23 protein-coding genes are annotated in these 25,048 nt (G+C 67.4%); 10 read left to right on the top strand and 13 right to left on the bottom strand.

Annotated elements, in window-relative coordinates; genetic code table 11:
* Nucleotides 1–125: 125 nt before the first annotated feature.
* The gene (locus ARC23_RS15090; protein ID WP_057497946.1) at nucleotides 126–776 is read left to right on the top strand and encodes an exopolysaccharide biosynthesis protein; all 651 of its coding nucleotides are present in this window, start codon (nucleotides 126–128) and stop codon (nucleotides 774–776) included.
* A 156-nt stretch (nucleotides 777–932) separates the two neighbouring features.
* On the opposite strand, the gene ARC23_RS15085 is transcribed toward ARC23_RS15090, so the two are convergent.
* Both ARC23_RS15085 and ARC23_RS15080 read right to left on the bottom strand, forming a co-directional pair.
* Nucleotides 933–2,243 (bottom strand): PQQ-dependent sugar dehydrogenase, encoded by a 1,311-nt coding sequence (locus ARC23_RS15085; protein ID WP_057497945.1) that lies wholly within the window; start codon nucleotides 2,241–2,243, stop codon nucleotides 933–935.
* Nucleotides 2,236–2,676, bottom strand: coding sequence for a DUF2231 domain-containing protein (locus ARC23_RS15080; RefSeq protein ID WP_057497987.1), 441 nt, complete (start codon nucleotides 2,674–2,676; stop codon nucleotides 2,236–2,238). The genes ARC23_RS15085 and ARC23_RS15080 overlap by 8 nt, the downstream gene beginning before the upstream one ends.
* 288 nt (nucleotides 2,677–2,964) lie before the next feature.
* On the opposite strand from ARC23_RS15080, the gene ARC23_RS15075 reads away from it, so the two are divergent.
* Both ARC23_RS15075 and ARC23_RS15070 read left to right on the top strand, forming a co-directional pair.
* Nucleotides 2,965–4,731, top strand: a complete 1,767-nt coding sequence (locus tag ARC23_RS15075) for a S8 family serine peptidase (protein ID WP_057497944.1) — start codon at nucleotides 2,965–2,967, stop codon at nucleotides 4,729–4,731.
* The gene (locus tag ARC23_RS15070) at nucleotides 4,731–5,327 is read left to right on the top strand and encodes a hypothetical protein (protein ID WP_057497943.1); all 597 of its coding nucleotides are present in this window, start codon (nucleotides 4,731–4,733) and stop codon (nucleotides 5,325–5,327) included. The genes ARC23_RS15075 and ARC23_RS15070 overlap by 1 nt, the downstream gene beginning before the upstream one ends.
* Before the next feature lie 186 nt (nucleotides 5,328–5,513).
* Here ARC23_RS15070 and ARC23_RS15065 read toward each other — a convergent pair whose 3' ends face one another.
* The 5 genes from ARC23_RS15065 to cyoA are packed head-to-tail and all read right to left on the bottom strand — an operon-like array spanning nucleotide 5,514 to nucleotide 10,071.
* On the bottom strand, nucleotides 5,514–6,206 hold the full coding sequence (locus ARC23_RS15065) for an SCO family protein (protein ID WP_057497942.1): 693 nt from the start codon (nucleotides 6,204–6,206) through the stop codon (nucleotides 5,514–5,516).
* 11 nt (nucleotides 6,207–6,217) lie between these two features.
* Entirely contained in the window at nucleotides 6,218–6,550 is a 333-nt protein-coding gene (gene cyoD / locus ARC23_RS15060) for a cytochrome o ubiquinol oxidase subunit IV (protein ID WP_006474871.1), read from the bottom strand.
* A gap of 1 nt (nucleotide 6,551) precedes the next feature.
* On the bottom strand, nucleotides 6,552–7,187 hold the full coding sequence (gene cyoC, locus ARC23_RS15055) for a cytochrome o ubiquinol oxidase subunit III (RefSeq protein ID WP_080393088.1): 636 nt from the start codon (nucleotides 7,185–7,187) through the stop codon (nucleotides 6,552–6,554).
* Complete coding sequence (gene cyoB, locus ARC23_RS15050; protein WP_057497941.1) at nucleotides 7,184–9,160, bottom strand: cytochrome o ubiquinol oxidase subunit I; 1,977 nt, start codon at nucleotides 9,158–9,160, stop codon at nucleotides 7,184–7,186. Before cyoB ends, cyoC begins: the two co-directional genes overlap by 4 nt.
* Nucleotides 9,161–9,165: 5 nt before the next feature.
* A complete protein-coding gene (gene cyoA / locus ARC23_RS15045; RefSeq protein ID WP_057497940.1) occupies nucleotides 9,166–10,071 on the bottom strand; it encodes a ubiquinol oxidase subunit II in 906 nt (301 codons plus the stop codon).
* Nucleotides 10,072–10,253: 182 nt separating this feature from the next.
* Here cyoA and ARC23_RS15040 point away from each other — a divergent pair, with 182 nt between their 5' ends.
* From ARC23_RS15040 to ARC23_RS15025, 4 genes are read left to right on the top strand one after another with little or no spacing between them, the layout of a single operon-like run.
* Nucleotides 10,254–11,669: an aminotransferase-like domain-containing protein gene (locus tag ARC23_RS15040; protein ID WP_057497939.1), complete on the top strand. Its 1,416-nt coding sequence runs from the start codon at nucleotides 10,254–10,256 to the stop codon at nucleotides 11,667–11,669.
* A gap of 55 nt (nucleotides 11,670–11,724) precedes the next feature.
* Nucleotides 11,725–12,003 carry a hypothetical protein gene (locus ARC23_RS15035; protein WP_238985250.1) on the top strand — a complete coding sequence of 93 codons (279 nt, stop codon included), beginning with the start codon at nucleotides 11,725–11,727 and terminating at the stop codon, nucleotides 12,001–12,003.
* Entirely contained in the window at nucleotides 12,003–12,602 is a 600-nt protein-coding gene (locus ARC23_RS15030; protein WP_057497938.1) for a DUF6436 domain-containing protein, read from the top strand. The genes ARC23_RS15035 and ARC23_RS15030 overlap by 1 nt, the downstream gene beginning before the upstream one ends.
* Nucleotides 12,603–12,611: 9 nt before the next feature.
* The gene (locus ARC23_RS15025; protein ID WP_057497937.1) at nucleotides 12,612–14,126 is read left to right on the top strand and encodes an aminotransferase-like domain-containing protein; all 1,515 of its coding nucleotides are present in this window, start codon (nucleotides 12,612–12,614) and stop codon (nucleotides 14,124–14,126) included.
* A gap of 78 nt (nucleotides 14,127–14,204) precedes the next feature.
* Here the strand turns inward: ARC23_RS15025 and ARC23_RS15020 are convergent, their stop codons facing one another.
* From ARC23_RS15020 to ARC23_RS15010, 3 genes are all read right to left on the bottom strand, one after another.
* Entirely contained in the window at nucleotides 14,205–15,506 is a 1,302-nt protein-coding gene (locus ARC23_RS15020; RefSeq protein WP_057497936.1) for an aminotransferase class V-fold PLP-dependent enzyme, read from the bottom strand.
* The gene (locus ARC23_RS15015) at nucleotides 15,506–17,908 is read right to left on the bottom strand and encodes a TonB-dependent receptor plug domain-containing protein (protein ID WP_080393087.1); all 2,403 of its coding nucleotides are present in this window, start codon (nucleotides 17,906–17,908) and stop codon (nucleotides 15,506–15,508) included. Before ARC23_RS15015 ends, ARC23_RS15020 begins: the two co-directional genes overlap by 1 nt.
* Nucleotides 17,909–18,140: 232 nt before the next feature.
* Nucleotides 18,141–18,380 (bottom strand): hypothetical protein, encoded by a 240-nt coding sequence (locus tag ARC23_RS15010; RefSeq protein ID WP_057497934.1) that lies wholly within the window; start codon nucleotides 18,378–18,380, stop codon nucleotides 18,141–18,143.
* 110 nt (nucleotides 18,381–18,490) lie between these two features.
* Here ARC23_RS15010 and ARC23_RS15005 point away from each other — a divergent pair, with 110 nt between their 5' ends.
* Genes ARC23_RS15005 through ARC23_RS14995 form a run of 3 tightly spaced genes read left to right on the top strand, consistent with a single transcriptional unit; the run spans nucleotide 18,491 to nucleotide 21,174 of the window.
* Nucleotides 18,491–19,318, top strand: coding sequence for an AraC family transcriptional regulator (locus ARC23_RS15005; protein ID WP_057497933.1), 828 nt, complete (start codon nucleotides 18,491–18,493; stop codon nucleotides 19,316–19,318).
* A 13-nt stretch (nucleotides 19,319–19,331) separates the two neighbouring features.
* Complete coding sequence (locus ARC23_RS15000; protein ID WP_057497984.1) at nucleotides 19,332–20,444, top strand: alpha/beta hydrolase family protein; 1,113 nt, start codon at nucleotides 19,332–19,334, stop codon at nucleotides 20,442–20,444.
* Between the two features lie 58 nt (nucleotides 20,445–20,502).
* Nucleotides 20,503–21,174, top strand: a complete 672-nt coding sequence (locus tag ARC23_RS14995; RefSeq protein ID WP_057497932.1) for a VOC family protein — start codon at nucleotides 20,503–20,505, stop codon at nucleotides 21,172–21,174.
* Between the two features lies 1 nt (nucleotide 21,175).
* Here the strand turns inward: ARC23_RS14995 and ARC23_RS14990 are convergent, their stop codons facing one another.
* The 3 genes from ARC23_RS14990 to ARC23_RS14980 all read right to left on the bottom strand — a co-directional run bounded on the left by ARC23_RS14990 (nucleotide 21,176) and on the right by ARC23_RS14980 (nucleotide 25,000).
* Nucleotides 21,176–22,582 (bottom strand): TPM domain-containing protein, encoded by a 1,407-nt coding sequence (locus ARC23_RS14990; RefSeq protein ID WP_057497931.1) that lies wholly within the window; start codon nucleotides 22,580–22,582, stop codon nucleotides 21,176–21,178.
* Entirely contained in the window at nucleotides 22,579–24,414 is a 1,836-nt protein-coding gene (locus tag ARC23_RS14985) for a M3 family metallopeptidase (protein ID WP_057497930.1), read from the bottom strand. The genes ARC23_RS14990 and ARC23_RS14985 overlap by 4 nt, the downstream gene beginning before the upstream one ends.
* A 73-nt stretch (nucleotides 24,415–24,487) precedes the next feature.
* Nucleotides 24,488–25,000 carry a hypothetical protein gene (locus tag ARC23_RS14980; RefSeq protein ID WP_057497929.1) on the bottom strand — a complete coding sequence of 171 codons (513 nt, stop codon included), beginning with the start codon at nucleotides 24,998–25,000 and terminating at the stop codon, nucleotides 24,488–24,490.
* Nucleotides 25,001–25,048: the final 48 nt, after the last annotated feature.

The raw sequence follows: 25,048 nt of genomic DNA, 5'->3' as shown, positions 1-25,048 counted from the left end.
GCCAGTTTAGCGCCTCATGCCCGGTTCACCTCTTTGCCCACATTGGCCGGGATACTTCAGGGGCCTGTGCGTCCCCCACCGCAGGACGGCCCCCCTGACCGCCCTTCCCTAAGCCCTTTCGACGCATGACCTACCGTGCCCCCGACCCCAACGACACCGCGCCACTGGCCCAGCAGATCGAGCAGATGATCGACGAACTGCCCGGCGAACGGGTCAGTGTCGGCACCCTGCTCAGCGCCTTGGGCGATGAGGGCCTGCTGCTGGTGGTGATCCTGCTTTCGGCCATCTTCATCATCCCGGTGTCGATTCCCGGGCTGAGCACGGTGTTTGGCGCCTCGATCCTGCTGATCGGCCTGAGCCGGCTGCGCAACCGCCCGCTGTGGGTGCCGCGGAAGCTGGCACGCCGCGAGATCGCCACCGAAACGCTGAAGACCAACCTCGGCCGCGCGTTGAAGTGGGTGCATCGCATGGAGCGGCTGTCGCGGCCGATGCGGCTGGCGGTGATGGTGCGTTCGAGGAAGATGATGCGCCTGAACAACCTGGCGCTGGTGGTGGCTACGCTGCTGCTGATGGCGCCGGCCGGCCCGATTCCCTTCAGCAATACGCTGCCGGCGCTGGCGCTGATGTCCTTCGCCATTGGTTTCATCCAGCGCGACGGCGCGGCGGTGGCGGCCGGTTACGCCTTCGTGGTGGCCACGGTGGTGTACTTCGGCGTGCTGCTGGGCGGCGTGGGCTTTGCCGCCGAATCGGTGTTCAGCGGGTTCCGGGCACGCTGAACCCGGTGGTTGAGCCGACGGGGTGGAGTCGAAGGGAGAGTCGACTGTTAGTCGACTGTTCTTCGCTGCTCACAGGAAAAGCACGCGCTGCGCGCGCGAGTCGACTGACAGTCGACTCTACCGGATGTCCTTCGGCCATGGCTCAATGCTACACAGCTACTTGGCCGACACCCGCCACACCACATCGCCTACGTCGTCGGCCACCAGCAACGCGCCCTCGGCGTCCATCGCCATGCCTACCGGTGCGCCCATCAGGGTCTTCTCGTCCTTCGAGACGAAGCCACTCACCACGGTCTGTGGCCGCCCGGTCGGCTTGCCGTCCTTGAACGGCACATGCACCACCTCGTAGCCGCTCAATGGCGAGCGGTCCCAGCTGCCGTGTTCACCGATGAAGGCACCGCCGTGGTACTGCGCGGGCAGCGCCTGGCCGGTATAGAACAGCAGGCCCAGCGGTGCCACGTGCGAGCCGATGGCGTAGTCCGGCACGATCGCCTTGGCCACCAGGTCGGGGCGCTGCGGCTGCACGCGCTCATCCACATGCTGGCCGTAGTAGCTGTAGGGCCAGCCGTAGAAGCCGTCTTCCTTCACCGAGGTCAGGTAATCGGGAACCAGGTCGGCACCGATCTCGTCGCGCTCGTTGGCCACTGCCCACAGCGTGCCGGTGCTTGGCTCCCAGTCCAGGCCGGTCGGGTTGCGGATGCCCGAGGCGAAAATTCGGCTGCCACGGGTGGCCACGTCCACTTCCAGCACCACCGCACGCCGGTACTCCACCGCCAGGCCGTTCTCGGTGATGTTGCTGTTGGAACCCACGCCCACGTACAGCTTGCGGCCATCGCGGCTGGCCAGCAGTTCCTTGGTCCAGTGGTGATTGATGGTGCTGGGCAGGTCGGTGAACTCGCGGCCCTTGTCGGACATGCGGGTTTCGCCGGGCACGTAATGGAACTGCACGATGTTGCCGGTGTTGGCCACGTACAGGGTGTCACCGATGAGCTGGATGCCGAACGGCGAATGCAGGCCCTCGATGTAGACGTGCTGGGTCCAGGTGTTGGTGCCGGGCGTGCGGCGCAGCAGGGTGACCCGGTTGCCGCCCTTGCCGGCCTTGCCCGAGCGCGCCTTCACCTTGCCGGCGATCCATTGCTTGGGCGTAGTGACCGGCTCTTCGCCGGGGCCGTTGCCCTCCACCACCAGCACATCGCCGTTGGGCAGGGCCAGCAGTCGGCGCGGATGCTGCAGGTTGGCGGCGATGCGCTCGATCTTCAGGCCCTCGGCCACCGTGGGCGATTGGCCCTCGGCCCAGCCGACGCCCTTGGGCACCTGCATGGGCGGCATCAGGAAATTCTGCGGTGCCGGCAGCGGCGGCTTCGCGCCGGACTGGTCAGAGGGGTGGTACTCGGCCTTGCCCGCGCAGGCGGACAGCATCACCGCCAACGAAAGCACCGCCACGGTGGGCAGGAAGAGCTTAGCCATGACGACCTCCATGCCGCACCGGCGGCTGCAGCGACAGCAGGATGAGCCCCAGCGCGATCAGCGCCACGGTCAGCGCTGAAAGGATCGTGCCCGGCACGGCCACGGCGTAGGCGTCGCGGCTGTGCACGAAGGCGTTCCAGATGGCCAGCGCCACCGCCACCAGGTTGAGGAAGAAGTCGATGCGATCGATGCCGGTGGCACTGCCGTTGCGGCGCCAGACCGCGAACAGGTTGATCAGGCGCGGCACGATGGCGATCAGCAGGCCGAAGGTGATCAGCCAGGCGGCGGCCTTGCCCCACATCACCTCGGCGCTGTTGAGGTAGATCGCATCGAAGATCAGGGCGCCGACAAAGAACCCGAACGGAATCGGGTTCAACAGGCTGAACAGGGTGGTGCCAAGGCCGCGATGGGCCTGGGCCAGGGGATTGACCATCATCGTGCTCCGATGCGGAAGGATGCACGGGCTGTAGTAGCACAGTCGGATGTGACGCCACGCGATGAGACCCGGTAGCGCCACGCCATGCGTGGATGCGGGCCACCAACAGAAATGTGTAGTCGTTATTACCGAGTGTCATGAGTGTTTGTGACGCACTTCGCACATCGAAACATCCGTGCCTGTTCGACGTAGGGGGGAGCTCGTGGTGCTGCGTTTGGCTCGTTGCGATGGGGCAGTTCCGCCCCGCCGTCCTGCCATGCCGATTCACAACAGAAGGATTCGTGTATGAAGCGACACACGCAACGCTCCGTGCCACCGCGCTCCGCGCGCCTGGCCCTTGCCACCGCCCTGGTGCTGGGCAGCCTGGCCGTTACCGCCCAGGCCCAGCAGGCCGATCCGCTGGCCTCGATCCAGTGGCATCTGCTCAATACCGGGCAGACGGTGCCGGCCGACACGCTGCCGGTGGCCGGCAACGATCTGAACGTGGATGGCCTGTTCCGCAATGGCATCCGCGGCCAGGGTGTCACCATCGCCATCGTCGATGACGGCCTGCAGATCGCCCACCCGGACCTGGCCGCGAACGTGGCGGCGGTGGCCGGCAAGAACTTCGCCAACGGGTCCAACAACCCGACACCGTCCAACCCCGACGCCGACAACCACGGCACCATGGTCGGCGGCATCGCCGGCGCGGTGGGCGCCAACAACCGCGGCGTGCGCGGCGTGGCCCCGGCGGCGACGCTGAAAGGCTTCAACCCGATTTCGAGTTCGGCCCAGGGCAACCAGCAGAGCAACATCGAGTACGCCTGGTGGGATGGCGCCGAATCGGCCGATGTGCAGGTGTTCAACAACAGCTGGGGCGCCGGCCCGGGCAATCCGAACCTGCCCTTCGCCTACAGCCAGAACGACATCAGCGCCTACGAGCAGGCCCTGTCGGGCACCCGCGGTGGTCGTGGTGGCATCTACGTGAAGTCGGCCGGCAACAACCACAACAACGGCACGCTCTCCACCGGCCAGGACATCTGCACCGCCGACACCAAGAACCGCAACACCGGCTGCGTGCCCGCCGGGCGTGACCCGCGCAACAACCTGTTCAACGTGATCACCGTGGGTGCGGTGCGCGCCGACGGTGTACGTTCGTCCTATTCCTCCACCGGTTCGGCGCTGTGGGTGTCGGCCTTCGGCGGTGAGTACGGCCTGCAGGCGCAGTACGCGCCAGGGCTGGTGGCGCGTGCCTACGACCCGGCCATCGTCACCACCGACGTGACCGGATGCGCACAGGGCAGCAACAAGAACACCAACCGCCAGAACACGCTGGACAGCAATCAGTCGGCCATCGACAGCACCTGCAATTACACGGCCAAGATGAACGGCACGTCCGCTTCGGCACCGATGGTGTCCGGTGTGGCTGCGCTGGTACTGGAAACCAATCCGAACCTTTCCTACCGCGATGTGAAGTACATCCTGGCCACGACCGCCACCCGCACCGACCCGAACCGGGCGGCGGTGACGCTGGCCGATGGCCGCGTGCTGGTGCCGGGCTGGACGGTGAACGCCGCCGGACGCGCCTACAGCAACTGGTACGGCTTCGGTGTGGTCAACGCCGCGCGTGCGGTGCAGGTGGCGGAGAACTTCCAGTCGCTCGGTGCGCTGGTGGACAGCGGCTGGCGCACCACAACGCGTACGGTGGCCATCGGCAACACCTCGGCCGCCGCCGCGCGCCTGACCTTCCAGCTGGCCAATGGCGCGCGCAACATCGAGAGCGTGCAGCTGGGCTTCCGCGTCAACCACAGCAACACCCGCCAGCTGCAGTTCGTGCTGATCTCGCCCAGTGGCACGCGCAGCGTGGTGCAGCCGGCGTTCACCGCCATCGGCTCGGGCACCAATGGTGTACAGCGCAACTTCACCAGCTGGGACCTGTTGTCCAGCAATGCCTTCCTGGATGAGAGCGCCACCGGCACCTGGACGCTGGAAGTCACCGACATGGGGCAGGCCGCGAACGCTGCATCGCGTGGCAACCTCGAATTCTTCAAGATCCGCGTTCTGGGGCACTGATGATGAAGACGACCATTCTGTTGAGCACCCTCGCCTTCGCGGCGATCACCTCCACCGCCTGGGCACAGAGCTCCGGCCAGGCCCCCGCTGCCAGGACCCTGTCGACCGTGGACGCACAGGCACTGAAGGCCGAAGCCACCGGCCGTAGTTTCGATGTGGGCGGCAACCGCTTCCGCCTGGCACCGTCGGCCACCGTGCAGCCAGCCGGTGGTGGCCAGTTCAGGATCACCCCGGCCGCGGACGCCGCTGCGGCAACCACCGGCGCCCGCAGCAAGCGCTCTCTCGATGCCGGCGGCACCGGTGCGGCGGCGCGGCTGGATGCCGGTGCCGGCAAGTTCGCCGCAGCGGTGTCCAACGACGGCGCGCCGGTGGTGGCGACGTCGCGGGTCAAGGTGTTCTTCACCGATGCGGCCTCGGCGCAGCGTGCGGCGACTGCCACCGGAGGCACCGTGGTGAAGGTGTCCAAGGCCTCCGGCCGGGCGATCGTCGAGTACCCCTCGGTGAACGCGGCGCTGGATGCAACCACCACGCTGCTGTCGACCGCCGGCATCAAGGCGGCCGAGCCGGATGTGGTGCAGTGGGAAGAAACCAGGTAAGGCGTTGAGTGGTGCCCCCGGCTGGTTGGCTCTCCTGGCCGGCCGGGGGATTGGTCCTGCGAGGGGCGGCGAGCATGTAGAGCCGAGCCTATGCTCGGCTGCGGTCTGCAGGATGCACGGTGAGCGTTGAGCCGAGCATAGGCTCGGCTCTACAGCTGTGCCAACCAAGGTTGGCACCCACCGGCGTCAGCGCGCGGCGAGTGTGCCGGTGTGCTTGAGGCTGCAGCTGGCCAGTGCATCGTTGCCAGCAGCCGGATGGGCCGGTTCCAGCAGCAGGCGCTGCACATCGGAGAACAGCCTCTCCACCGGCATGCCGTAGGGTGCGAACAGGCGCAGGCGGCCCTGGCGATCGAACACGTAGCCGCCGGCGATGTGGCTCATCGTGTAGGTATCGGGCAGCTGGCCCGGTTCCTTCTCGTAGAACGCCTTGAAGTCACTGGCCATTGCCACCAGCTGCGCTTCGTTGCCGACCAGTGCGATGGCCTTCGGATCGAACGCTTCCACATAGGTGCGCGCGACCTCAGGCGTGTCGCGTGCCGGATCGACACTGACGAACACCACCTGCAGCTGGTCGGCATCCTTGCCCATCAGGTGCTTGACCTGGCCCAGCTCGACCATGGTGGTCGGGCACACATCCGGGCAGCTGGTGAAGCCGAAGAACAGGTAGGTCACCTGGCCCTGCAGGTCCTTCGGGCCATGCACGGTGCCGTGGCTGTCGGGCATCGACCAGTGCTGGCCAAGTTCTTCGCAGGCGATGTCCCTGGCGTAGAAGTCCATGCGCGACTGCGCGCTGCAGCCGGCCAGCAGGCCGAGCAGCAGGCCGAGCAGCAGGCCTGCGGCCAGGCGCAGGCCACGTTGGGGGAACGCAATGCCTTTCACGGTTCGCAGGCTCAGTTGATCATCATGTGGTAGTGCATGCTCCAGATGATCCAGACCGACAGTGCGACGACGATGAACAGGATCACCAGGGTGAACACGAAGCTGGCCAGGTTCCAGCCGCCTTCGGACTTGCGGTCCATGTGCAGGAAGAACACCAGCTGCACCAGGATCTGCGCGACCGCAAAGCCGACCAGCAGGAACAGCGTGAGCGGCCGCGACAGCACCGGATTCATCACCAGCGCGAACGGCACCACGGTCAGCAGCGCGCACAGCACGAAGCCGATCAGGTAGGACTTGGTGGAGCCGTGCGCATTGCCGGCGCGCGAGGTTTCGACGTGGGCCATGTCAGAAGGCTCCGATCAGGTAGACGAAGGTGAAGACGCAGATCCACACCAGGTCCAGGAAGTGCCAGAACAGGCTCAGGCACGACACGCGGGTGATGTTGGTCGGGGTCAGGCCACGGCGGTACACCTGGTGCATGACCACCGCCATCCAGACCAGGCCGCTGGCCACGTGCAGGCCGTGGGTGGCGACCAGCGCGAAGAACGCCGACAGGTAGGCACTGGTGCTCGGGCCCGCGCCTTCGTGGATCAGGTGCGAGAACTCGTAGATCTCCATGCCGATGAACGAGGCACCGAGCACGAAGGTCACGCCCAGCCAGCGCAGTACCGCCGATGCATCGTGGCGGTGCATCGCCAGCACGGCCTGGCCGTAGGTGATGCTGGACACCAGCAGCAGGAAGGTCTCGGTCATCACGAACGGCAGCGAGAACAGCTCCTTGCCGGTCGGTCCGCCGGCGTAGGCGGTGCTGAGCACCGCGTACGAGGCGAACAGCGAGCCGAACAGCACCAGGTCGGACATGAGGTACACCCACATGCCGAACACCTTCATGCCACCCTGTTCATGGGCGTGGTCGTGCGCGGGGTGGTCCTCGTGCGCCTGCGTGTCGCTGGCCAGCTCCGGGCGGGTCAACAGGTTCATGCGCGTACCTCCTTCAGCTTGGCCAGGTTGGCCGCTTCGGTGCGCGCCACCTCTTCGGAACTGACGTAGTAGTCCACGTCCTCGTCGTAGGACCGCACGATCAGGGTCACGATCATCGCGATGAAGCTGGCCGCGGCCATCCACCAGATGTGCCAGACCAGGGCGAAGCACAGCACCAGGATCCAGAGGTTGAGGATCAGCGGCACGCCGGTGTTCTTCGGCATGTGGATCGGTGCGTACGTCTTCGGCGGCGGCGGCAGGCCACGCTTCTTCGCTTCGTGGAAGGCGTCCAGCTCATCGGCCTTGGGCACCACGGCGAAGTTGTAGAACGGCGGCGGCGATGGCGTGGCCCATTCCAGCGTGCGTGCATTCCACGGGTCGCCGGTCAGGTCCAGGTTGCGCTTGCGGTCGCGCACGCTCACGTAGATCTGCACCAGCATCAGGATGATGCCCGCGAACACGAACAGCGCGCCGATGAAGGCAGCGATCAGGTACGGCGTCCACGCCGGGTTGTCGTACTGGTTCATGCGGCGGGTCATGCCCATGAAGCCGAGCATGTACAGCGGCATGAAGGCCAGGTAGAAACCGATCACCCAGCACGCGAACGACCACTTGCCCAGGCGCTCGTTGAGGGTGAAGCCGAACACCTTCGGGAACCAGTAGGCGAAGCCGGCCAGGTAGCCGAACAGCGCGCCGCCGATGATGGTGTTGTGGAAGTGCGCGACCAGGAACAGGCTGTTGTGCAGCAGGAAGTCCGCGCCCGGAATGGCCAGCAGCACACCGGTCATGCCACCGATGGTGAAGGTGACCAGGAACGCGATCGTCCACAGCATCGGCACGCTGAACTCGACCCGGCCGCCGTACATGGTGAACAACCAGGTGAAGATCTTCACGCCGGTGGGAATGGCGATGATCATCGTCATGATGCCGAAGAAGGCATTGACGCTGGCACCGGAGCCCATGGTGAAGAAGTGGTGCAGCCAGACGATGAACGACAGGATGCCGATCGCCAGCGTGGCGCCGACCATCGACTTGTAGCCGAACAGCTTCTTGCGCGCGAACGTGGCGGTGACTTCAGAGAAGATGCCAAACGCCGGCAGCACCAGGATGTACACCTCCGGATGGCCCCAGGCCCACACCAGGTTCACGTACATCATCGGGTTTCCGCCCAACGTGTTGGTGTAGAAGTTGAAGTCCAGGTAGCGGTCCAGGGTGAGCGCGCCCAGCGCCACGGTCAGGATCGGGAACGCGGCGATGATGATCACGCTGGTGACCAGCACGGTCCAGGTGAACACCGGCATCTTCATCAGCGTCATGCCCGGCGCACGCATGCGCAGGATGGTGATGAACAGGTTGACGCCGGTCAGCAGGGTGCCGATGCCCGACGCCTGCAACGCCCAGATGTAGTAGTCCACGCCCACGCCTGGACTGAACTCGATGCCCGACAGCGGCGGATAGGCCACCCAGCCGGTCATGGCGAATTCGCCAACGCCCAGCGAGATCATCATCAGCGCGGCGCCGACCACGAAGATCCAGAAGCTGAAGGCGTTGAGGAACGGGAACGCCATGTCGCGCGCGCCGATCTGCAGCGGCACGATGATGTTCATCAAGCCGACTACGAACGGAGTGGCCACGAAGAAGATCATGATCACGCCATGCGCGGTGAAGATCTGGTCGTAATGTTCCGGTGGCAGGAAGCCATCACTGCCCGGCCCGGCCGCGGCCAGCTGCGCGCGCATCATCAGCGCGTCGGCGAAGCCACGCACCAGCATGACCAGCGCCACCACCACGTACATGATGCCGATCTTCTTGTGGTCCACAGTGGTGAACCAGTCGCGCCACAGCAGGCCCCACAGCTTGAAGTACGTCACCGCGCCAAGCAGCGCGAGGCCGCCCAGCACCATCGCCGCCAAGGTGACCACGACGATCGGCTCGTGCAGTGGCACGGCCTCCCACGTCAATTTGCCCAACATGTTCGTTACTCCTGGGAAACCTGGACGCCAGCGGCAGCGCCAGCCGGGGCCGCGGCAGTGGTGTTCTCACCGACACCGATGAACTGGTCGATGACTTTCTTGAACAACAGCGGTTCAACGCTGGAGAAGTGCTGCACCGGTGCGTTCTTCGACGGCGCGGCCAACGCCTTGAACTGCGTAAAGCTGAGCGCGTCCGGTGCGCTGCGCACCTCGGCCACCCAACGTTCGAAGTCTTCGTTGCTGCTGGCGGTGGCGATGAACTTCATGTTCGAGAAGCCATGCCCGCTGTAATTGCCGGACATGCCGCGGAACTGGCCCGGCTCGTTGGCGATCAGGTGCAGCTGGGTGCGCATGCCGGCCATCGCGTAGATCTGCCCCCCCAGCTGCGGGATGAAGAAGGTATTCATCGTCGAGTTGGAAGTGATGTTGAACGCCAGCGGGCGGTTGGCCGGGAAGTTGAGCTGGTTGACCGTGGCGATGCCCAGGTCCGGGTACACGAACACCCACTTCCAGTCGGTGGCGATCACGTCCACGTGCAGCGGTTCACCGGCGACCTCCAGCGGCTTGTACGGGTCCAGCGCGTGGGTGGACTTCCACACGATCACCGCCAGCACCGCGATGATGATCAACGGCACGCCCCAGACCACGATCTCCACCTTGGTGGAGTGCGACCAGTCCGGGGTGTATTTCGCTTTGGTGTTGCCGGCGCGGTAACGCCACGCGAACACGAAGGTCAGCACGATGGCCGGTATCACCACGATCAGCATCAGGCCGATGCAGATCAGGATCAGGTCGCGCTGGGCGAGCCCAACCATGCCCTTCGAATCCAGCAGCACCCAGTCACAGCCCGACAGGCCGACGCAGGCCAGGGCGACCAGCGCCAGGCGGATGCGGTTCCAGCAGATATTCATTGGAGGTCAACCCTGTTGAAGAAGCGCGCTTGACCGGCTCGCCTGCGCGCAGCGCCCGGGCGTGGAGCGGCTACACTGTGGGTACGAGGCCGCCTACAAGAAGGCGATCCACTCCAATCAAGCCCATACAAGATACATCATTGTATGGACTTGTGCACCTGCACGTATGGAAAACCTGACCGATGACACCACCTGCCGCCGGCCGCCGCCTGAAACACCCCAATCGCACCTGGGTCCGCCCCTTCCGCGAGGGCGCCGGCCCGCTGTACCTGCAGATTGCCCAGCAGGTGCGCGAGGCGGTCGATGACGGCGTGCTGCGCCCGGGCGACCGCCTGCCGCCGCAGCGCGACCTGGCCCAGCAGGTGGGCGTGGACCTGACCACGGTCACCCGCGCCTTCGCCGAGCTGCGCCAGGCCGGCCTGCTCGATGCGCAGGGCGCCGGCGGTACCTTCATCGCGCTGTCGGCCGGCAACCGCAGCACCTCGGTGGACCTGAGCATGAACATCCCGCCGCTGCTGGGCAGCGCGCCGTTCGCACAGGGCATGGAGGCCGGTTTCCAGCACCTGGGCCAGCAGCTGGGCCAGGGCGAACTGATGAGCTACCACGTCGGCGCCGGCACCCGCGAGGACCGCGCCGCTGCGGTGCAGTGGCTGGCGCCGATGCTGGGCACGGTGGGTGCCGACCAGGTGGTGATCTGCCCCGGCGCGCAGACCGCGCTGTGCGCGCTGATCCTGGCCCGCACCCAGCCGGGCGAGCTGATCGCCGCCGAGCAGCTGACCTACCCGGGCCTGCTGGCTGCCGCGCGCGTGCTGCAGCGGGGCGTGGTGCCGGTGGCAATGGACGCCGAAGGCATGCTGCCCGAAGCGCTCGAAGAGGCTTGCCAGCTGCGTCGCCCACGCCTGCTGTACCTGGTGCCGACCATCCAGAACCCGACCACCGCGACGATGTCGGCACAGCGCCGGCAGGCGCTGCTGGCGGTCGCGAAGCGCCACGATCTGACCGTGATCGAAGACGATCCCTACTGGTTGCTGGCCGGCGACGCCGCCCCGCCGCTGGCCGCCCATCGCGACGCCGGCTGCCCGGTCTACTACATCTCCACCCTGTCCAAGTGCCTGGCCCCGGGCCTGCGCACCGCCTACCTGGTGGTGCCGGCCGGCGAACCGATGGAACCGGTGCTGGACGCCCTGCGTGCGATCGCGCTGATGCCGACCCAATCGATGGTGGCGGTGGCCTCGCAGTGGATCCGCAGCGGCCAGGCCCAGGACATGGTGCAGCGCTTCCAGCAGGAGCTGCGCGAGCGCCAGGCCATTGCCGCGCAGTACCTGCCGTCCCGCGCGCGGGCGCACCCGGCGGGCCTGCACGTATGGCTGCCGCTGCCGCCGCGGCTGGACCAGTACCGGCTGATCCAGGCCGCACAGGAACAGGGCCTGGGCATCGCCAGCTCGGACGCCTTCAGCGTGGAAGAGCCGCCGCCGGGCAACGCGATCCGCCTGTCGCTGGGCGGCGCGGTCGACCAGGGCGCGCTGGCCGGGGCGCTGGGCAAGCTGAACGAGATTCTGTCTGAAGCCCCCGAGGCCCGGTACAACGCCATCGTCTGAACCGGGTGCATGGCGCTTCATCCATACACGATGATATTTTGTATGCAATGTATGGATGAAGGGACGTGCATCGATGCGCGCCGAGAAACTGAAGTTCCATCTGGTGATGGCCGGGTGCGGTGGCTTTGTAGTGCTGATGCTGGCCGCGCTGGCCTGGGTCTGCCTGCAGCCGCAGACCGTGGATGTGCAGGCCGCCGAACGCCACGCCATCGAGCAGTGCGAGCAGCGCAGCGAGGATCCATCGCGTAGCGGGATCCAGCGCCGTGCGCAGGCCGACTCCTGCCGCGAGATGCGCAAGCAGTACGTGCACAAGTTCGGCCGGGAAGATTCCTGATGGGCGCAGCCGCGCCGCGCCGCCGCTGGCTGCTGTCGACGATGATCGCCCTCGCCTGCCTGTTCATGGCCGGCGTCGCAGCTGCGCTGTGGCAGTACTTCGGCTACAGCGCGCAGTCCACGTTCACCGAACAGGCCATCGTCTTCGACGATTCGCAGCTGCGCCTGCCGGCCGATCTGGCCGGTGATACCGGCCGCATCCGCGTGGTGCATTTCTGGGACCCGGCCTGCGGCGTGTGCAACCGCGAGACCGGTGCGCACCTGAGCTACCTGATCAGCATGTACCGCCGGGCCGGCATCGACTTCTATGCCATCCGCCGCCCGGGTACGCAGGGCGAGCTGCCCGAGCCGCTGCGCAACAAGGTGATCAACCTGCCGACCATCGATGGCATCGAACACATCCCGGCCAGCCCCGCCGTGGCGATCTGGGACCGGCAGGGCCACCTCGCCTACGCCGGCCCGTACAGCATCGGCATGGTCTGCAACTCGGCCAACAGCTTCGTCGAACCGTTGCTGGACAGACTGGCACGCGGCGAGACCGTGCGCCCGAAAGGACTGCTTGCCGTGGGCTGCTACTGCCCCTGGCAGGCCCAGCGCTGAGGACGCGCAATGACATCACTGACGCTGGCCGGCACGGCCGCTGCAAACAACAACGGCGGTCACCTGCCCGAACCGACCGATGGTTATGGACAGGCTTCCGCCGTTGGAAGCAACGATACGCCCCGACATGCTCCGTACATGCCGCGACCGGATGTCGCAGCCCGCGAATGGGTGCAGGACGTGCTCGCCCACAGCGGGCCGATCTACCTGCGCATCGTCAACTCGCTGGAACGCACGGTGCGCCGCGGCGGCCTCGCACCGGGACAGCGCCTGCCTTCGCAGCGCGCGTTGGCGCAGCAGCTCGGCATCGACCTGACCACGGTGACACGGGCCTTCGATGAAGCACGCAAGCGCGGCCTGATCGAAGCCCGTGGACCCCAGGGCAGTTTCATCGCACCGCCCAAGGCTGGCTTCGACCAGGTGGTGGACCTGAGCATGAACGTACCGCCAGTGCCCGACGCCGATGCGCTGGCCGAGATGCTGCGCCGTGGCGCCGCCGCCGTGCTTGCACGCAGCAACGCGCCGAACCTGATGACCTATCACCTGGGCGGTGGCAATCCCACTGATCGTCACGCCGCAGCGCGCTGGCTGCGACCCATGCTGGGAATGGTGGACGACGCCTGCCTGCTGCTGACCGAAGGTGCACAGGTGGCGCTGGCCGCGATCCTGGTCAGCCAGGGCCGCGATGGCGATACGATCCTCTGCGATGCGCTGGTCTATCCGGGCCTGCTGCAGGCCGCAGCGGCGCTGGGACGCCGGCTGCTGCCGGTGGAAGGTGACGAACACGGGATGTGCCCTGAAGCGCTGGTGCGGCATGCACGCAGCAGCGGCGCACGGCTGGTCTATCTCAACCCCACCTGCCAGAACCCGACCGCGCTGACCCTGCCCTTGCAGCGGCGGGAGGCACTGGCGCGGGTGGTGGAACGCGAGGGCCTGCTGGCGATCGAGGACGATCCTTACTGGCACCTCGCCGAGGAAGCACCGACACCGCTGGCGGCGCTGGCACCGCGCCATGTGTTCTACGTAGCAACGCTGTCGAAGGTGATCAGCCCCGGCCTGCGCACCGCCTTCGTGCACTGCCCGAGTGCCGCACACGCCGAAGCGATGACGGCTTCCTTGCGCGCGACGCGACTGATGGGTCATCCGCTGGTGTCGGCGCTGGCCAGCCAGCTGCTGCTGGATGGTTCGGCGCAGTCGCTGCTGGCCCAGGTACGCACCGAGGCACGCGAACGCATGCGCATGGCGCGCTACCTGCTGGCGCCATCGCTGCTGCAGCGGGCTGAAGGGCTGCATGCCTGGTGCCGGGTGCCAGCGCCGTGGACCGATGCCACGCTGGTGCGTACCGCACAGTTGCAGGGCCTGGCGATTGCGCCGTCGTCGGCGTTCTGTCCGCCGGGGGTATCGCATCAGAGCGGTGTGCGTTTGTCGCTGGGGCTGGCCGCGGATCGCCGGCAGCTGGAAGGTGCGTTGCGGCGTATTGACCGCTTGCTGTTGTCGGACGCGTTGCCGGCGATCGAGCGGTAGCGCCGGGCCATGCCCGGCCGAAGATTCGCCGGCACGGTCGGAATGTGCCAACCAAGGTTGGCACCCACCAAAGCAGGGTCAGTCCAGAGCGGAAAGAGCCTGCACCAGCGCATCCATCTGCTCCGGCCGGGTGAACACCGACGGCGTCACCCGCACGCAGGCGCCGGAGTCCAAGCCGTCGCGATGGGTGGTGAATATCCGATGTTCATCAAGCAGGCGCTTCTGCAGGGCGATGTTGTCTGCCACGCTGGCGTGGCCACGCAGTCGGAAGCTGGCCAACGCGCTGGCCAGCGCCGGATCCGGCGAGGACAGCACTTCGATGTGCGCCATCTGCCGCGCGGGCAGGGTCCAGCGCTCGCGGAGGTAGCGCAGGCGTGCCTGCTTGTTGATCGCGCCGATACGCCGGTGCAGGGCAATCGCCTCCGGCAGCGCCAGGTACGCGGCAAAGTTGACCGTGCCGGTATGCACGCGGCTGCCGACGCGGCCATCATCGGTTTCACCCATGTACGGGTCGAGGTCCGCCACACGGCCCCGCCGCACGTACATGGCGCCGACGCCGACCGGCGCACCGATCCACTTGTGCAGGTTGATGCCAACGAAATCGGCCTTGAGCTGTGGCACTGCATAGTCGATCTGGCCAAATCCATGGGCGGCGTCGACAATCACGTCAATACCGCGTGCGCGCGCACGTTCGGCGATCTCCGCCACCGGCAGCACCAGCCCGTGGCGATGGCTGACCTGGGTCAGCAGCACCAGCTTCAGGCGCGGCAGGCGCGCGAACGCGGCCTCGTAGGCCTGCAGGATCTGCGCGTGGTCGGGCACCGCCGGCAGCGCGATGCGCTCGACCTGCACGCCACGGCGCTGCTGCAGCCAGCGCATCGCGCCGATCATGCTGTCGTAGTCGATGTCGGCGTACAGCACCTGGTCGCCGGGCTGCAGGCGGTTGTAGCCGCCGATCAGCGCCAGCATCGCCTCGGTGGCGCCGCGGGTCAGTGCGATCTCGTCGGCGCCCACGCCCAGCAGTTCGGCCACCTGCCGCTGCACCGCCATGTACTGCGCCGGGAATTGGCGACGGCCATACCACGCGTTGCCACGGTTCACCTCGGCCGTGTGGTGCTGGTAGCTGTCCAGCGTCTCGCGCCCCATCGCGCCCCAGTAGCCGTTCTCCAGGTGGTTCACTTCATCGGTGATGTCGAAGTGGCTGGCCACGGCGGACCAGTAGCCTTCATCGCGGGCCAGCACGTCCGGCGCCACGGTCGTTGCGGGAATCTGCATGGGCGCAGCGTAACGCGTGGCCGCCATGGCCGGCAGTGAAGACAGTGCGGCCGCGGCCGGCAGCAAGGTGCCGGCACGCAGCAGGGAGCGGCGGGTACCGTCCATCAGAAGCTCAGCCGGTACTGCGCGTACAGGTTGGCGCCATCGGTGTCGTACGGTGCGTTGCGCGAGTAAACCAGGCCGCGGCTGGCCTGGAAGATCGCCTCATCCGGATAGCGGTCGAGCACGTTGTCGGCACCCACGCGCAGGCTGTGGTGTTCGTTGATGCGATAGCCCACCGCCAGGTCGAGGAAGCTCATCGCACCAAAGCGCTGGTAGATGTCGCCCACCGCGTTGCCGCTGGCGTCGGTCCAGGCACCGTAGTAGCGCATGCGCGCCATCAGCGACCATGCGCCGATGTCCCAGCTGCCGGTGAGGCTGCCCTTGTGCTCGGGCAGGCGATCTTCGAACAGCACGCGCTGGGTCTCGTTGGTGGCCACCGAAGTGCTGCCGTTATCCACCCCCGTACGGTTGTAGTTGTAGGCCAGGGTCAGGGTCATGCGGCCGGCGCCGAGGTCGCGCAGGTAGTTGCCGACCACGTCCACGCCGGTGGTGGTGGTATCGAAGTCGTTGGTGAAGTAGTTCACCGAGGTATAGCCCATCGGATTCGGCGTGCCGGCCGGAATGGCGAAGCTGGCCGACTGGCTGAAGCGGTCGGTGAGCTTGATCTGGTAGACGTCCACCGAGCCGGACAGCCCCAGGTCTGTGCGCCAGGTCAGGCCCAGCGACGCGGTACGCGATTCCTCCGGCTTCAGCGGCCTGGCACCGAGCAGCTGGGCCAGCGGATCGTTCGGCGACAAGCGGCCACTGGTGAAGATCTGCAGCGTGCGCGTGTCCAGGCCCTGGGTGGTGCTGGTGGTGCTGAGCTGCGCCGGCGTGGGTGCACGGAAGCCGCTGGACACGGTGCCGCGCAGGGCCACGTCCGGGGTGATCGCGAAACGCGCCGAGAGCTTGCCGTCCAGCGTGCTGCCGAAGCTGGAGAAATCCTCGTAGCGGCTGGCCGCACCGATGCTCCAGCGCTCGCCCAGCGGCACTTCCATATCCACGTAGGCGGCCGTGCTGCGCTGGCTCCAGTGCCCGGCCTGGCTGGCCGAGAAACCCGGTGCGCCATTGGAATTGGCCTCCAGGCCCGCCACGGCGCCCGGACCCACCGCGTACGAGGCCGGGTCACCGGCGCGCACCTGGTAGGTCTCCTGGCGGAACTCGCCACCGAAGGCGACGTTGATCGGCCTGGACAGCCCGCCCACCTCCCATTCGTAGTTGAAATCGGCGTTGGCATTCTTCTCGGTCTGGGTCAGGCGGCCGAGATCGAAGTCGGTCGGGCTGGCCGGGCCGAGCGAGGCGTTGATCGAATTCTTCAGGCTGTAGTCGATGGCGTTGCGGCCATACGACGCGCTGACATCCCAGCGCAGCTTCGGGGTGATCTCGCCACGCAGGCCACCGACCAGTTGCAGGTCGTTCTGGACGTTGCCGTACTGCGGGCTGAAACCCACCGGATAGACCGAACGCAGGTTCCAGCCGGGGAAGATCACCGTGGTACGGTAGGCACCGGTGGTGGTGTCCGGATTGCGCCAGTTGAAATCGCTGACGCCATCGCTGTGGCTGTACAGGCCGAACGCATACAACTCCAGCGTGTCGCTGGCATTGGCCTTCACGTTGAAGCCGACGCGGCGGCTTTCCAGTTCCGGCTGGCCCCAGCGCTGCACCGGGTTGGGCACGTCCAGATCCGGGTGCGCAGCCTGGAAGGCGATCGCGTCCGGGCGCTGGCGGGTGCGCGAGGTAGCGTCGGAGTTGGACGATTCGGCGAACAACACCAGGCTGCCATAGTCGCCCAGCGACCAGCCGGTGCGTGCACTGAAATCACGCGACGCACCATCGCCCTGCGCGTACTGCGAGTAGCCGGCGGTGATCTCGGTACCGGGGCCGTCTTCAAGGATGATGTTGATGACACCGGCAATCGCATCCGAGCCGTACTGCGCCGACGCACCATCACGCAGCACTTCGATGCGCTTGATCGCACTGGTCGGAATCTGTGCCAGGTCGGCCGCCTGCGCACCGCGGTTGCCGAGCAGCGCGCTGCGGTGGAAGCGGCGGCCGTTGACCAGCACCAGGGTCTGGTCCGGCGACAGGCCACGCAAGGTGGCCGGGCGCACGAATACCTGGCCATCCGCCATTGGCAGGCGCTGCACCACGAACGACGGCACCAGCTGCGCCAGCACGTCCTTCAGGTCGGTGGATTCAACGGACCTGATGTCTTCCTTGGTGAACACGTCCACCGGCGCCAGCGTTTCGAACTGGGTACGGTTGGAGGCACGGGTACCGGTGACCAGCATCGCATCGAGCTGGGTCGGCGCGGCGCGGCTGCCGCTGCTGGCGTCGACCGCATCGGCCTCCGCTGCGATCGCGCCTCCTGCGCTGGCCATGGAAAGGGCAAGGAGGATGGAACGCGAAAGCTTCGAACGATGCACGGCGGGGCTCCGGGAGGACACGACAGGGCCGGCGCCTGTGCGGACCGCGCAGGGCTGGACAAGGCGCGCAGTCTCGGCGCGATCTGTGAAGAAGGCATGACGTCAGTACGACAGCTTGATGCGCCAACCAAGGCTGGCCCTACCAGAACCCCTCAGCAGATCCGCGCCATGCGTGCATGGCGAGCGCCGCCGCAAGCCCCGTTCCCGCTTACACGGCCAGCCGTTGCCGCCGTCACCCGGAATCGAGGCGGGCCGGCTGCGCCGTTCGCAACGGAACGAACAACATGGCGGCGAACCCCACCAGGGCGGGGCTGGACATGATCCAGATGCCCCGGTTGCGAATCCCGATCCCCATGAAGTCGGCCTGCAGATCGCCGATCCACTGCAGATGCGTCGGCCGGGCGCCACTGGCCGGGCATCCCACGTCGTCGCTCGCATCTGCCTGGCTCTGGGCCTGGTCGGTGATGCGCACATTGCCGCCGCTGCCCAGGCAGGCGCAAAGCCCCGGCAGCGCAAGAACTGCTAAACGTCGTGCCGCTCGATCCGCTACTGTTCCCGGCATCGGCTTCAGGGAACGACAGGATGAGCGCGGCAGGCAAGGCGTTGTGGTACATGGAAACCCATGCGGATTCGCCGCTGGCACTGGCCGACATCGCGGCGGCAGCGGGGCTTTCACCGTTCCATCTGTCACGCCTGTTCCAGGCCCGCACCGGCATCTCGGTGGTGCGCTACCTGCGTGGGAGGCGCCTGAGCACTGCCGCGCAGCGGCTGGCCGATGGTGCGACTGACATCCTGCAGGTGGCACTCGCTGCGGGCTACAGCACCCATGCCGCATTCACCCGTGCCTTCTGCGAACAGTTCGGGCAGACGCCGGAGCGGGTCCGCGAACACGGGATCGATGGATTGGCACTGGTGCAGGCGATCCGCGTGGACGATGCGCCGGTCGCGTGCACGGAAGCCCCGCGCCTGCTCGACACCCCCGCCTTCCAGGTTGCCGGCATCGGCATGCGCCACACCCGGGACAGCAGCGGTGCGATCCCCGGCCAGTGGGTGCAGCTCAACCGCGAATGGCCAACGCCCGCCCCGGTCAGCTTCGGCGTGTGCTGCAACAGCGATGACGACGGTGGCTTTGACTACGTCGCGGCACTGCCGGCCAGCGCGCTGCCGGCGGTACCCGCGCACTGGCAACGGGTCACGGTGCCGGCGCGCCGCTATCTGGTGGCCTGGCACGGCGGGCACATCTCCAGCGTCCGTTCAACCTGGTTCTGGCTGCTGGACCACTACCTGCCCGGCTCCGGCCTGAGCCTGGCCGACGCACCGGATCTGGAACGCTACGACACCCGCTTCGATGAGCACACCGGCCACGGCGGCGTGGAAATCTGGTTGCCGGTGGACGAACGCCCTCGCTGACATGGAGTTGAAGATGCGCATGAAGGCCACTGTGCTGGGAATGATCCTGATCGGCCTGGCGACCGCCGCGGCCGCCCACGGAACCGGGGTGGCCGGCGAACGCCATGGCACCACGACCGTGGTCAGCGCCGCGGTGCGCGATGTACAGCATCGCAACGCGCTGCGCTACACGGTCTGGTACCCGGCGCAGGCCGGCAGCCGTGAAACCGCGCTGACCATCGGGCCGCCCGACGCGCCGCTGTTCGACGCGGGACGTGCAGCACCGGACGCACCGGTTGCGGGCCATCGCCTGCCTACCCTGCTGCTCTCGCATGGAAATGGCGGTAGCGCGCGCATGATGGGCTGGTTGGGCACGGCGCTGGCGCGCGCCGGGTATCTGGTGATCGCGGTCGATCATCCCGGCAACAACGGTGCCGACGAAATGACCTTGAACGGAAGCATGCTGAGCTGGCTGCGCGCTGATGATCTGCGCGCTGCGCTGGCGGCGGTACAGGCCGACCCGGTGCTCGGCGCACACGTCGATCGCGGTCGATTGGGCGTGGTCGGGTTCTCGGCCGGTGGCTACACCGCGCTGCTGGCGGCAGGTGCACGACCCGACCTGCAACGGCTGCTGGCGTTCTGCCATGCACATCCGGATGACGGCGTCTGCCGGCCCCAGCAGGAGGCCGCCTCGCACACGTTGGAAGCGCGCCTGGCCGCCGCGGCCTCCCCTGCGCTGGCCCCCTGGATCTCCCACGCTGACGACGCGCGCGCCCTTCCCGGCGTGCGCGCGGTGTTCCTGCTGGCACCCGCGATCATGCAGGCGTTCGCGCCAGAGCAGCTGTCCTCGTTGCAGGTGCCGGTGTCGATCGTGCTGGGCGCGGCGGACGAGGTTGCCCCACCGACGAGCAACGGCGAAGCGGCGAAGGCATTGATTCCGGGTGCGACGTTGATACGCCTGGCGGATGTCGGCCACTACGATTTCCTGTCCACCTGTACGGCTGCCGACGTGCAACAGCTACCGGCGCTGTGCACCGCTGCGACGCCAAGGGTGGAAACCCACCAGCGGACGGTGGATGCAGCGACCGGGTTCTTCGAAGCGGCGCTGCGAGAGCCGCGCGATGACGAACCGTTGCATCCACGGTGACGCGTGCGCAATCCCTGCAGGATTAAACTCGGCGCATGCGCTCCATGGAGGATCGATCATGCGCCTGCTCCACCTGACCCTGCCGGTGTCCGACGTGGCCACCGTCGCCGCGTACTTCCACGACGTGCTGCAGCAGCGCGTGGTCGGGAACCACGTGCACATCGGCTGGAGCACCCTCGAACTGCAACCGGCTGACGGGCGTCCAGTCGGCGGCGTGCACCTGGCTTTCAATGTGCCCGACAACCGCTTCAGCGAGGCGATAACCTGGCTGCGCGAGCGCACGCCGTTGCAGCGCACTCCTGCCGGGCAGGATTACTTCGCGCTGCAGAGCAGCTGGCAGTCGCAGTCGGTGTACTTCACCGGCCCCGACGGCCTGATCCTGGAACTGATCGGTCGCCGCCGCCTGCCGGCCAGTCCGCGCGAAGGCCCTTTCCACGGCAGCGAGCTGACCTGCCTGAGCGAAGTTGGCCTGCCCAGCCATGATGTCGATGCGGTGCGCGAGCAGTGCCGCCTGCGCTTCGGCCTGCTGCCGATCAGCCCACCGTCTCCGCAGTTCGCACCCATGGGCGACGACGAGGGCCTGCTGATCGTGGTGGCGGCCGATCGCCGCTGGTTCCCGGAACAGAAGGACCTGCCCAATGCACAGGGCCTGCAGCTTCAGGTCGGCGATGTGGCGGGCCCCGGTGTTGTGGACGACGTTGCGCTGGGGTGGCGGGTACAGGCGGCCTGAACTACCAGCTGCCCGATGCGCCGCCACCACCGCTGCGGCCGCCGCCCCCGGACCAACTGCTGGAACCGCTGGAGGATGAACTCGACGATGCGCTGCTGGACGCGCTGCGTTGACTACCGGATGCGCGCCGGCCACTGCGCGCCCTGTCGGCCGGCAGCAGGGTGAAGATCCACACGAAATACAGCACCAGCGTGCCCGCACTCCAGCCGATCGTTGCCGCAAGGCGCGCGGCCGGCTCGGCCCGGTCAATGGCCAGCAGTGCGCAGAGGGCGTAGCCGGCGCTCAGCAGCAGCAACACGGCGAAGCGTACCGCGAAGCTGCTGCGATCCTTGTGCCAGCGCGCGCGGCCGGCCTGTACAACGAAGAACACCAGCATCGCGGCAATGCCCACAGCCAGGTCCAGCAGCGTGTGCAGGGCCAGGCTGGGTGGCAACCGGCCCCGCAGCAGCATCAGCACGAAGAAGGCCGCACTGACCGCAAGCAGGCCCAGCAAGACCCAGCGCAGGCCTCGACTGCGGCGCCAGCACCAGCCGAGCACGCTCGCCACCGGTACGCACAGCGCCAGCACGAAGCAGAGCGCCGCCAGCGCAGCTCGGGGCGCCCACAGCGCCGCCGCCAGCATTCCCATGGCCACGACGGCGGTCACCAGCATCGGGCGGCCCCAGGCCGGCAACCGCTTCGGGCGGGCCTGCGGCGGGGCGGCCGCACGCGATGTTGCGCGCCGGCGCTCGCGATGCCGGCGCGCGAAATCGTCCGCCGTCTTTGCCACGGGCGGCGAGGACGGCGAACGCCAGAGACCGGCGAGGAAGCCGGCCAGCAACGTCAGTGCAACCACCGAATCCGCGCTGCGCCAGTCCGGCGGCAACACGTTGCGTGCCGACGGGTCTTCCCACTCCGGCAGCGCCTCGCCGTCGATCAGCGCGACCACGACCTTGGTGCCCTCCAGCAGGCCCTGGTCGAGGTCGCCTTCGCGGAAGCGCGGCACGATGGCCTTGTCGATGATGCGCGCGGCATAGGCATCGGGAATCGCCCCTTCCAGGCCGTAGCCGGTCTGGATGCGCACACGGCGGTCCTGCACGGCCACCAGCAGCAACACGCCATCATCGACACCGGCGCGGCCCAGCTGCCACTGCTCGAACACGCGCTGTGCATAAGCTTCAATGCCCTCGTCGCCAACGTGGTCGACCACCAGCACCTGCAGCTGCGCGCCGGTGCGCGCCTGCAGCTGCAGCGCCTGCGTACGCAGCGTATTGCGGGTGTCCGCCGACAGCGCATGGGCGGTGTCCACCACCGGATCATCCAGCGCAGGCACCGCAACGGCGGCCATCCCCCCCATCGGCAACAGGCACAGCAGCAGCAACAGCCATGCCCTGGCCCGGGTCCACCCCGCCCACCGCAGCCCGCTCATGCGCCCTGCCCTTGCTCGATCCGCGCGTGCAATGCCCGCAGCCGTCCGGCCAACTGGTTGAACACCTGCAGGTCGGCCTCCACCAGGGCCGGCCAATCCGGCGCCTGCCCCAGCAGTTGTGCCACCTGCTCGTTCGGCGCGCGATCAAAGCCTTCGCCCAGCACGCTGAGGTAGCGCTGGCGGAAGCGCTCCGGGTCGCGCTGATCCTGCACATAGAGCTGCACCGCCAGCAGGCCCGCATACAGGTAATTGACCAGATAGTTAGGGTCGTCGTACATCAGGCGCTTTCCGATCCAGCCGTTGCGCAGCTGCGGATAGCGCTCCGGATCCTGACCGAAGCGCGCCAGCACCCGGCCGGTCAACGCGTCCAGGTCATCGGCGGTACCCAGCGTGTTGTCGGCCACGCCCTGGTAGATCGACTGCTCCAGCTGCGCCTCTTCGGAAGAGGTGAACAGCTGCAGCACCATATCGTCCAGCAGGGATTTCAGGTAATAGGCCTTGGCCCGCGGGTCCTCTGCCTGCTGGTACAGCTGGTCGCGGAAGCGCAGCTCGTTGTAGATGGCGAAGGCCTCGGTCAGCCACGGGCTGCCGTTGCGCTGCAGCGGCGAGGCATGGCCGCGCTGCATCCACTCACCGTGCATGGCATGACCGGCTTCATGGGCGATTTCGACATCGCTTTCCAGATCACCCCTGCGCACCCCGACGTACAGCAGCGCCGGCGCGCCAGGAGCATTCACTGCGAACGCATCCTGGCTGCGATTGCCCTGCCCGGTAGCGAGGTCTATGCGCCGGTTGGCCGGATCGAGCAACGCGCGCAGCTCCGCGACATACGCCGGCCCGAGATTCTGCATCGCCTCTGCGGCGTTGTCGCGCAACTGCACCAGCGTCAGCACCGGCGGCGTGTAACCGGCGTCGGGCACCGTGATATCCCAGATCTGCGGTGCATCGATGCCGGACTGTGCCGCGTGGCGCAGCAGCATGTTCTGGTAGGCGCGACGATCCCCTGCATGGCGTTCGATCGCCTGCAGCGTCGCGTCCACCGCCAATGTATCCAGGCCCATGCGCTGGTAGCCGCGCACTGGCGCGGAGCCCTCCCCCTGCAGGCGCGCGGTCGCATCGTTCACCTGCACCAGCCCCAGCAGCACCGAGGCCATCGGCTCGCGGCGCGAGTGCAGGCCCTGCCAGTAGCCCTTCCAACCGGCCTCGCGCAGCGTGCGGTCGCGATGCTGGGCCAGTGCCTGTCTGTCGCGCCCGGTATCCCAATGCAGCCCGTCACGTTCGATCTGCGGGTACTCGGCCGTGCGCAGGATCTGCCCACGCAGGCGCGCGAAGCTGTCCAGCGCAGGATCGGCCAAGGCATCCACGGCCTGGTCCAGCGCGGGATTGGCCGGAGCGGCGGCCTCCTTCTGCGCGCGCGTGCGAAGGAAGCCATAGGGCCGCGTCCAGGCAGCGTCCGCAGGCGCCTGGCGCAGCGCGGCGCGGGCGGTACGGGCGATGCGGCTGCACAGCCCCATCACCTCGTCCAGCGCCTGCGCCGGACGATGATCGCGCGCATTGCGGGCGGCCTGCAGGTGCAGGTAGCTGTGGTGGCGCAGGCACTGCGCTTCCATCGCCTCGGCCTGCTGGAAGCGCTCCGCAGGTGCGATGCCGGTCGCATGCTGCAGGGTCTCCAGCTGCTTGCCCAATGCATCACGCGCAGACTGTTCAGCCGTGGCGTTGCCAAAGAGGGCGCGATCGTCGGCACGCACCGACTGCGCACGGAGGCCGGTGCAAGGCAGCATCGCCAGCAGCACGGCAATGGCGGTGGCGGTGCGAATCCTGCGAGCCTGCATCGGCGTCTCCCTGCCTGGTCCAGGCTTCAAGCCTAGCAGCCAGCCACTTTCCCTGCCTGTGCCGGGTCAGGCATCAGATCGCCTCATCCTCGCGCCTGACCAGCGTCCAGCACGGCGCCCGCGCGAAGGTATACGTCTGCTGGTCACTGCTGTCCGGTGTGCGGATCTGCACCTGGCGCTGTCCATCGGCCAGCGCGCTGACCTGCAGCTCGCGCCCCTGCCCGGCCAGTGCGGCCGGATCGGGCATCACCGGCCATTCGACGTCCGCCAGCGCCAGACGGCTCTCCACCTTGCGCGGTTCGGGCTCAGCCTCGGGGTCGATGTAACTGTCCAGCAGTGGATCGGCGGTGGCTTTCTCCTGCAGCGCGATCTCGCTGCCGAAGTGCGTCAGGAAGGCATCGAACTCCGGGTACGGGCAGCCCGCGCTCGAGCGCGCCGGTGCAGGCTGCACCACGGCCGCCGTGGTCGCCGGCGCCGCTGCGGCGGATGAGGCTTCAGCGGGAAGCGCCTGCGGTGCAGGCGTGCAGGCCGCCGCACCCAGCCCTGCGGCAAGCACCAGTACAGCGGATGCGCGAAAGCGACGCATGGGATCATCCTGAATCCGGTCCGGTCGCCCCATGCTACCGCGCGCCCT

The sequence above is a fragment of the Stenotrophomonas beteli genome (assembly GCF_001431665.1).
Classification (GTDB): Bacteria; Pseudomonadota; Gammaproteobacteria; order Xanthomonadales; family Xanthomonadaceae; genus Stenotrophomonas; species Stenotrophomonas beteli.
This window is presented reverse-complemented; position numbering and strand designations above follow the sequence as displayed.

Bases quoted from the DNA above. Each gene is read 5' to 3' on its own strand.
- ARC23_RS15090 (WP_057497946.1), top strand. From the start codon at position 126: ATGACCTACCGTGCCCCCGACCCCAACGACACCGCGCCACTGGCCCAG.
- ARC23_RS15085 (WP_057497945.1), bottom strand. From the start codon at position 2,243: ATGGCTAAGCTCTTCCTGCCCACCGTGGCGGTGCTTTCGTTGGCGGTG.
- ARC23_RS15080 (WP_057497987.1), bottom strand. From the start codon at position 2,676: ATGGTCAATCCCCTGGCCCAGGCCCATCGCGGCCTTGGCACCACCCTG.
- ARC23_RS15075 (WP_057497944.1), top strand. From the start codon at position 2,965: ATGAAGCGACACACGCAACGCTCCGTGCCACCGCGCTCCGCGCGCCTG.
- ARC23_RS15070 (WP_057497943.1), top strand. From the start codon at position 4,731: ATGATGAAGACGACCATTCTGTTGAGCACCCTCGCCTTCGCGGCGATC.
- cyoD (WP_006474871.1), bottom strand. From the start codon at position 6,550: ATGGCCCACGTCGAAACCTCGCGCGCCGGCAATGCGCACGGCTCCACC.
- cyoC (WP_080393088.1), bottom strand. From the start codon at position 7,187: ATGAACCTGTTGACCCGCCCGGAGCTGGCCAGCGACACGCAGGCGCAC.
- cyoB (WP_057497941.1), bottom strand. From the start codon at position 9,160: ATGTTGGGCAAATTGACGTGGGAGGCCGTGCCACTGCACGAGCCGATC.
- cyoA (WP_057497940.1), bottom strand. From the start codon at position 10,071: ATGAATATCTGCTGGAACCGCATCCGCCTGGCGCTGGTCGCCCTGGCC.
- ARC23_RS15040 (WP_057497939.1), top strand. From the start codon at position 10,254: ATGACACCACCTGCCGCCGGCCGCCGCCTGAAACACCCCAATCGCACC.
- ARC23_RS15035 (WP_238985250.1), top strand. From the start codon at position 11,725: ATGAAGGGACGTGCATCGATGCGCGCCGAGAAACTGAAGTTCCATCTG.
- ARC23_RS15030 (WP_057497938.1), top strand. From the start codon at position 12,003: ATGGGCGCAGCCGCGCCGCGCCGCCGCTGGCTGCTGTCGACGATGATC.
- ARC23_RS15025 (WP_057497937.1), top strand. From the start codon at position 12,612: ATGACATCACTGACGCTGGCCGGCACGGCCGCTGCAAACAACAACGGC.
- ARC23_RS15020 (WP_057497936.1), bottom strand. From the start codon at position 15,506: ATGGACGGTACCCGCCGCTCCCTGCTGCGTGCCGGCACCTTGCTGCCG.
- ARC23_RS15005 (WP_057497933.1), top strand. From the start codon at position 18,491: ATGAGCGCGGCAGGCAAGGCGTTGTGGTACATGGAAACCCATGCGGAT.
- ARC23_RS15000 (WP_057497984.1), top strand. From the start codon at position 19,332: ATGCGCATGAAGGCCACTGTGCTGGGAATGATCCTGATCGGCCTGGCG.
- ARC23_RS14995 (WP_057497932.1), top strand. From the start codon at position 20,503: ATGCGCCTGCTCCACCTGACCCTGCCGGTGTCCGACGTGGCCACCGTC.
- ARC23_RS14990 (WP_057497931.1), bottom strand. From the start codon at position 22,582: ATGAGCGGGCTGCGGTGGGCGGGGTGGACCCGGGCCAGGGCATGGCTG.
- ARC23_RS14985 (WP_057497930.1), bottom strand. From the start codon at position 24,414: ATGCAGGCTCGCAGGATTCGCACCGCCACCGCCATTGCCGTGCTGCTG.
- ARC23_RS14980 (WP_057497929.1), bottom strand. From the start codon at position 25,000: ATGCGTCGCTTTCGCGCATCCGCTGTACTGGTGCTTGCCGCAGGGCTG.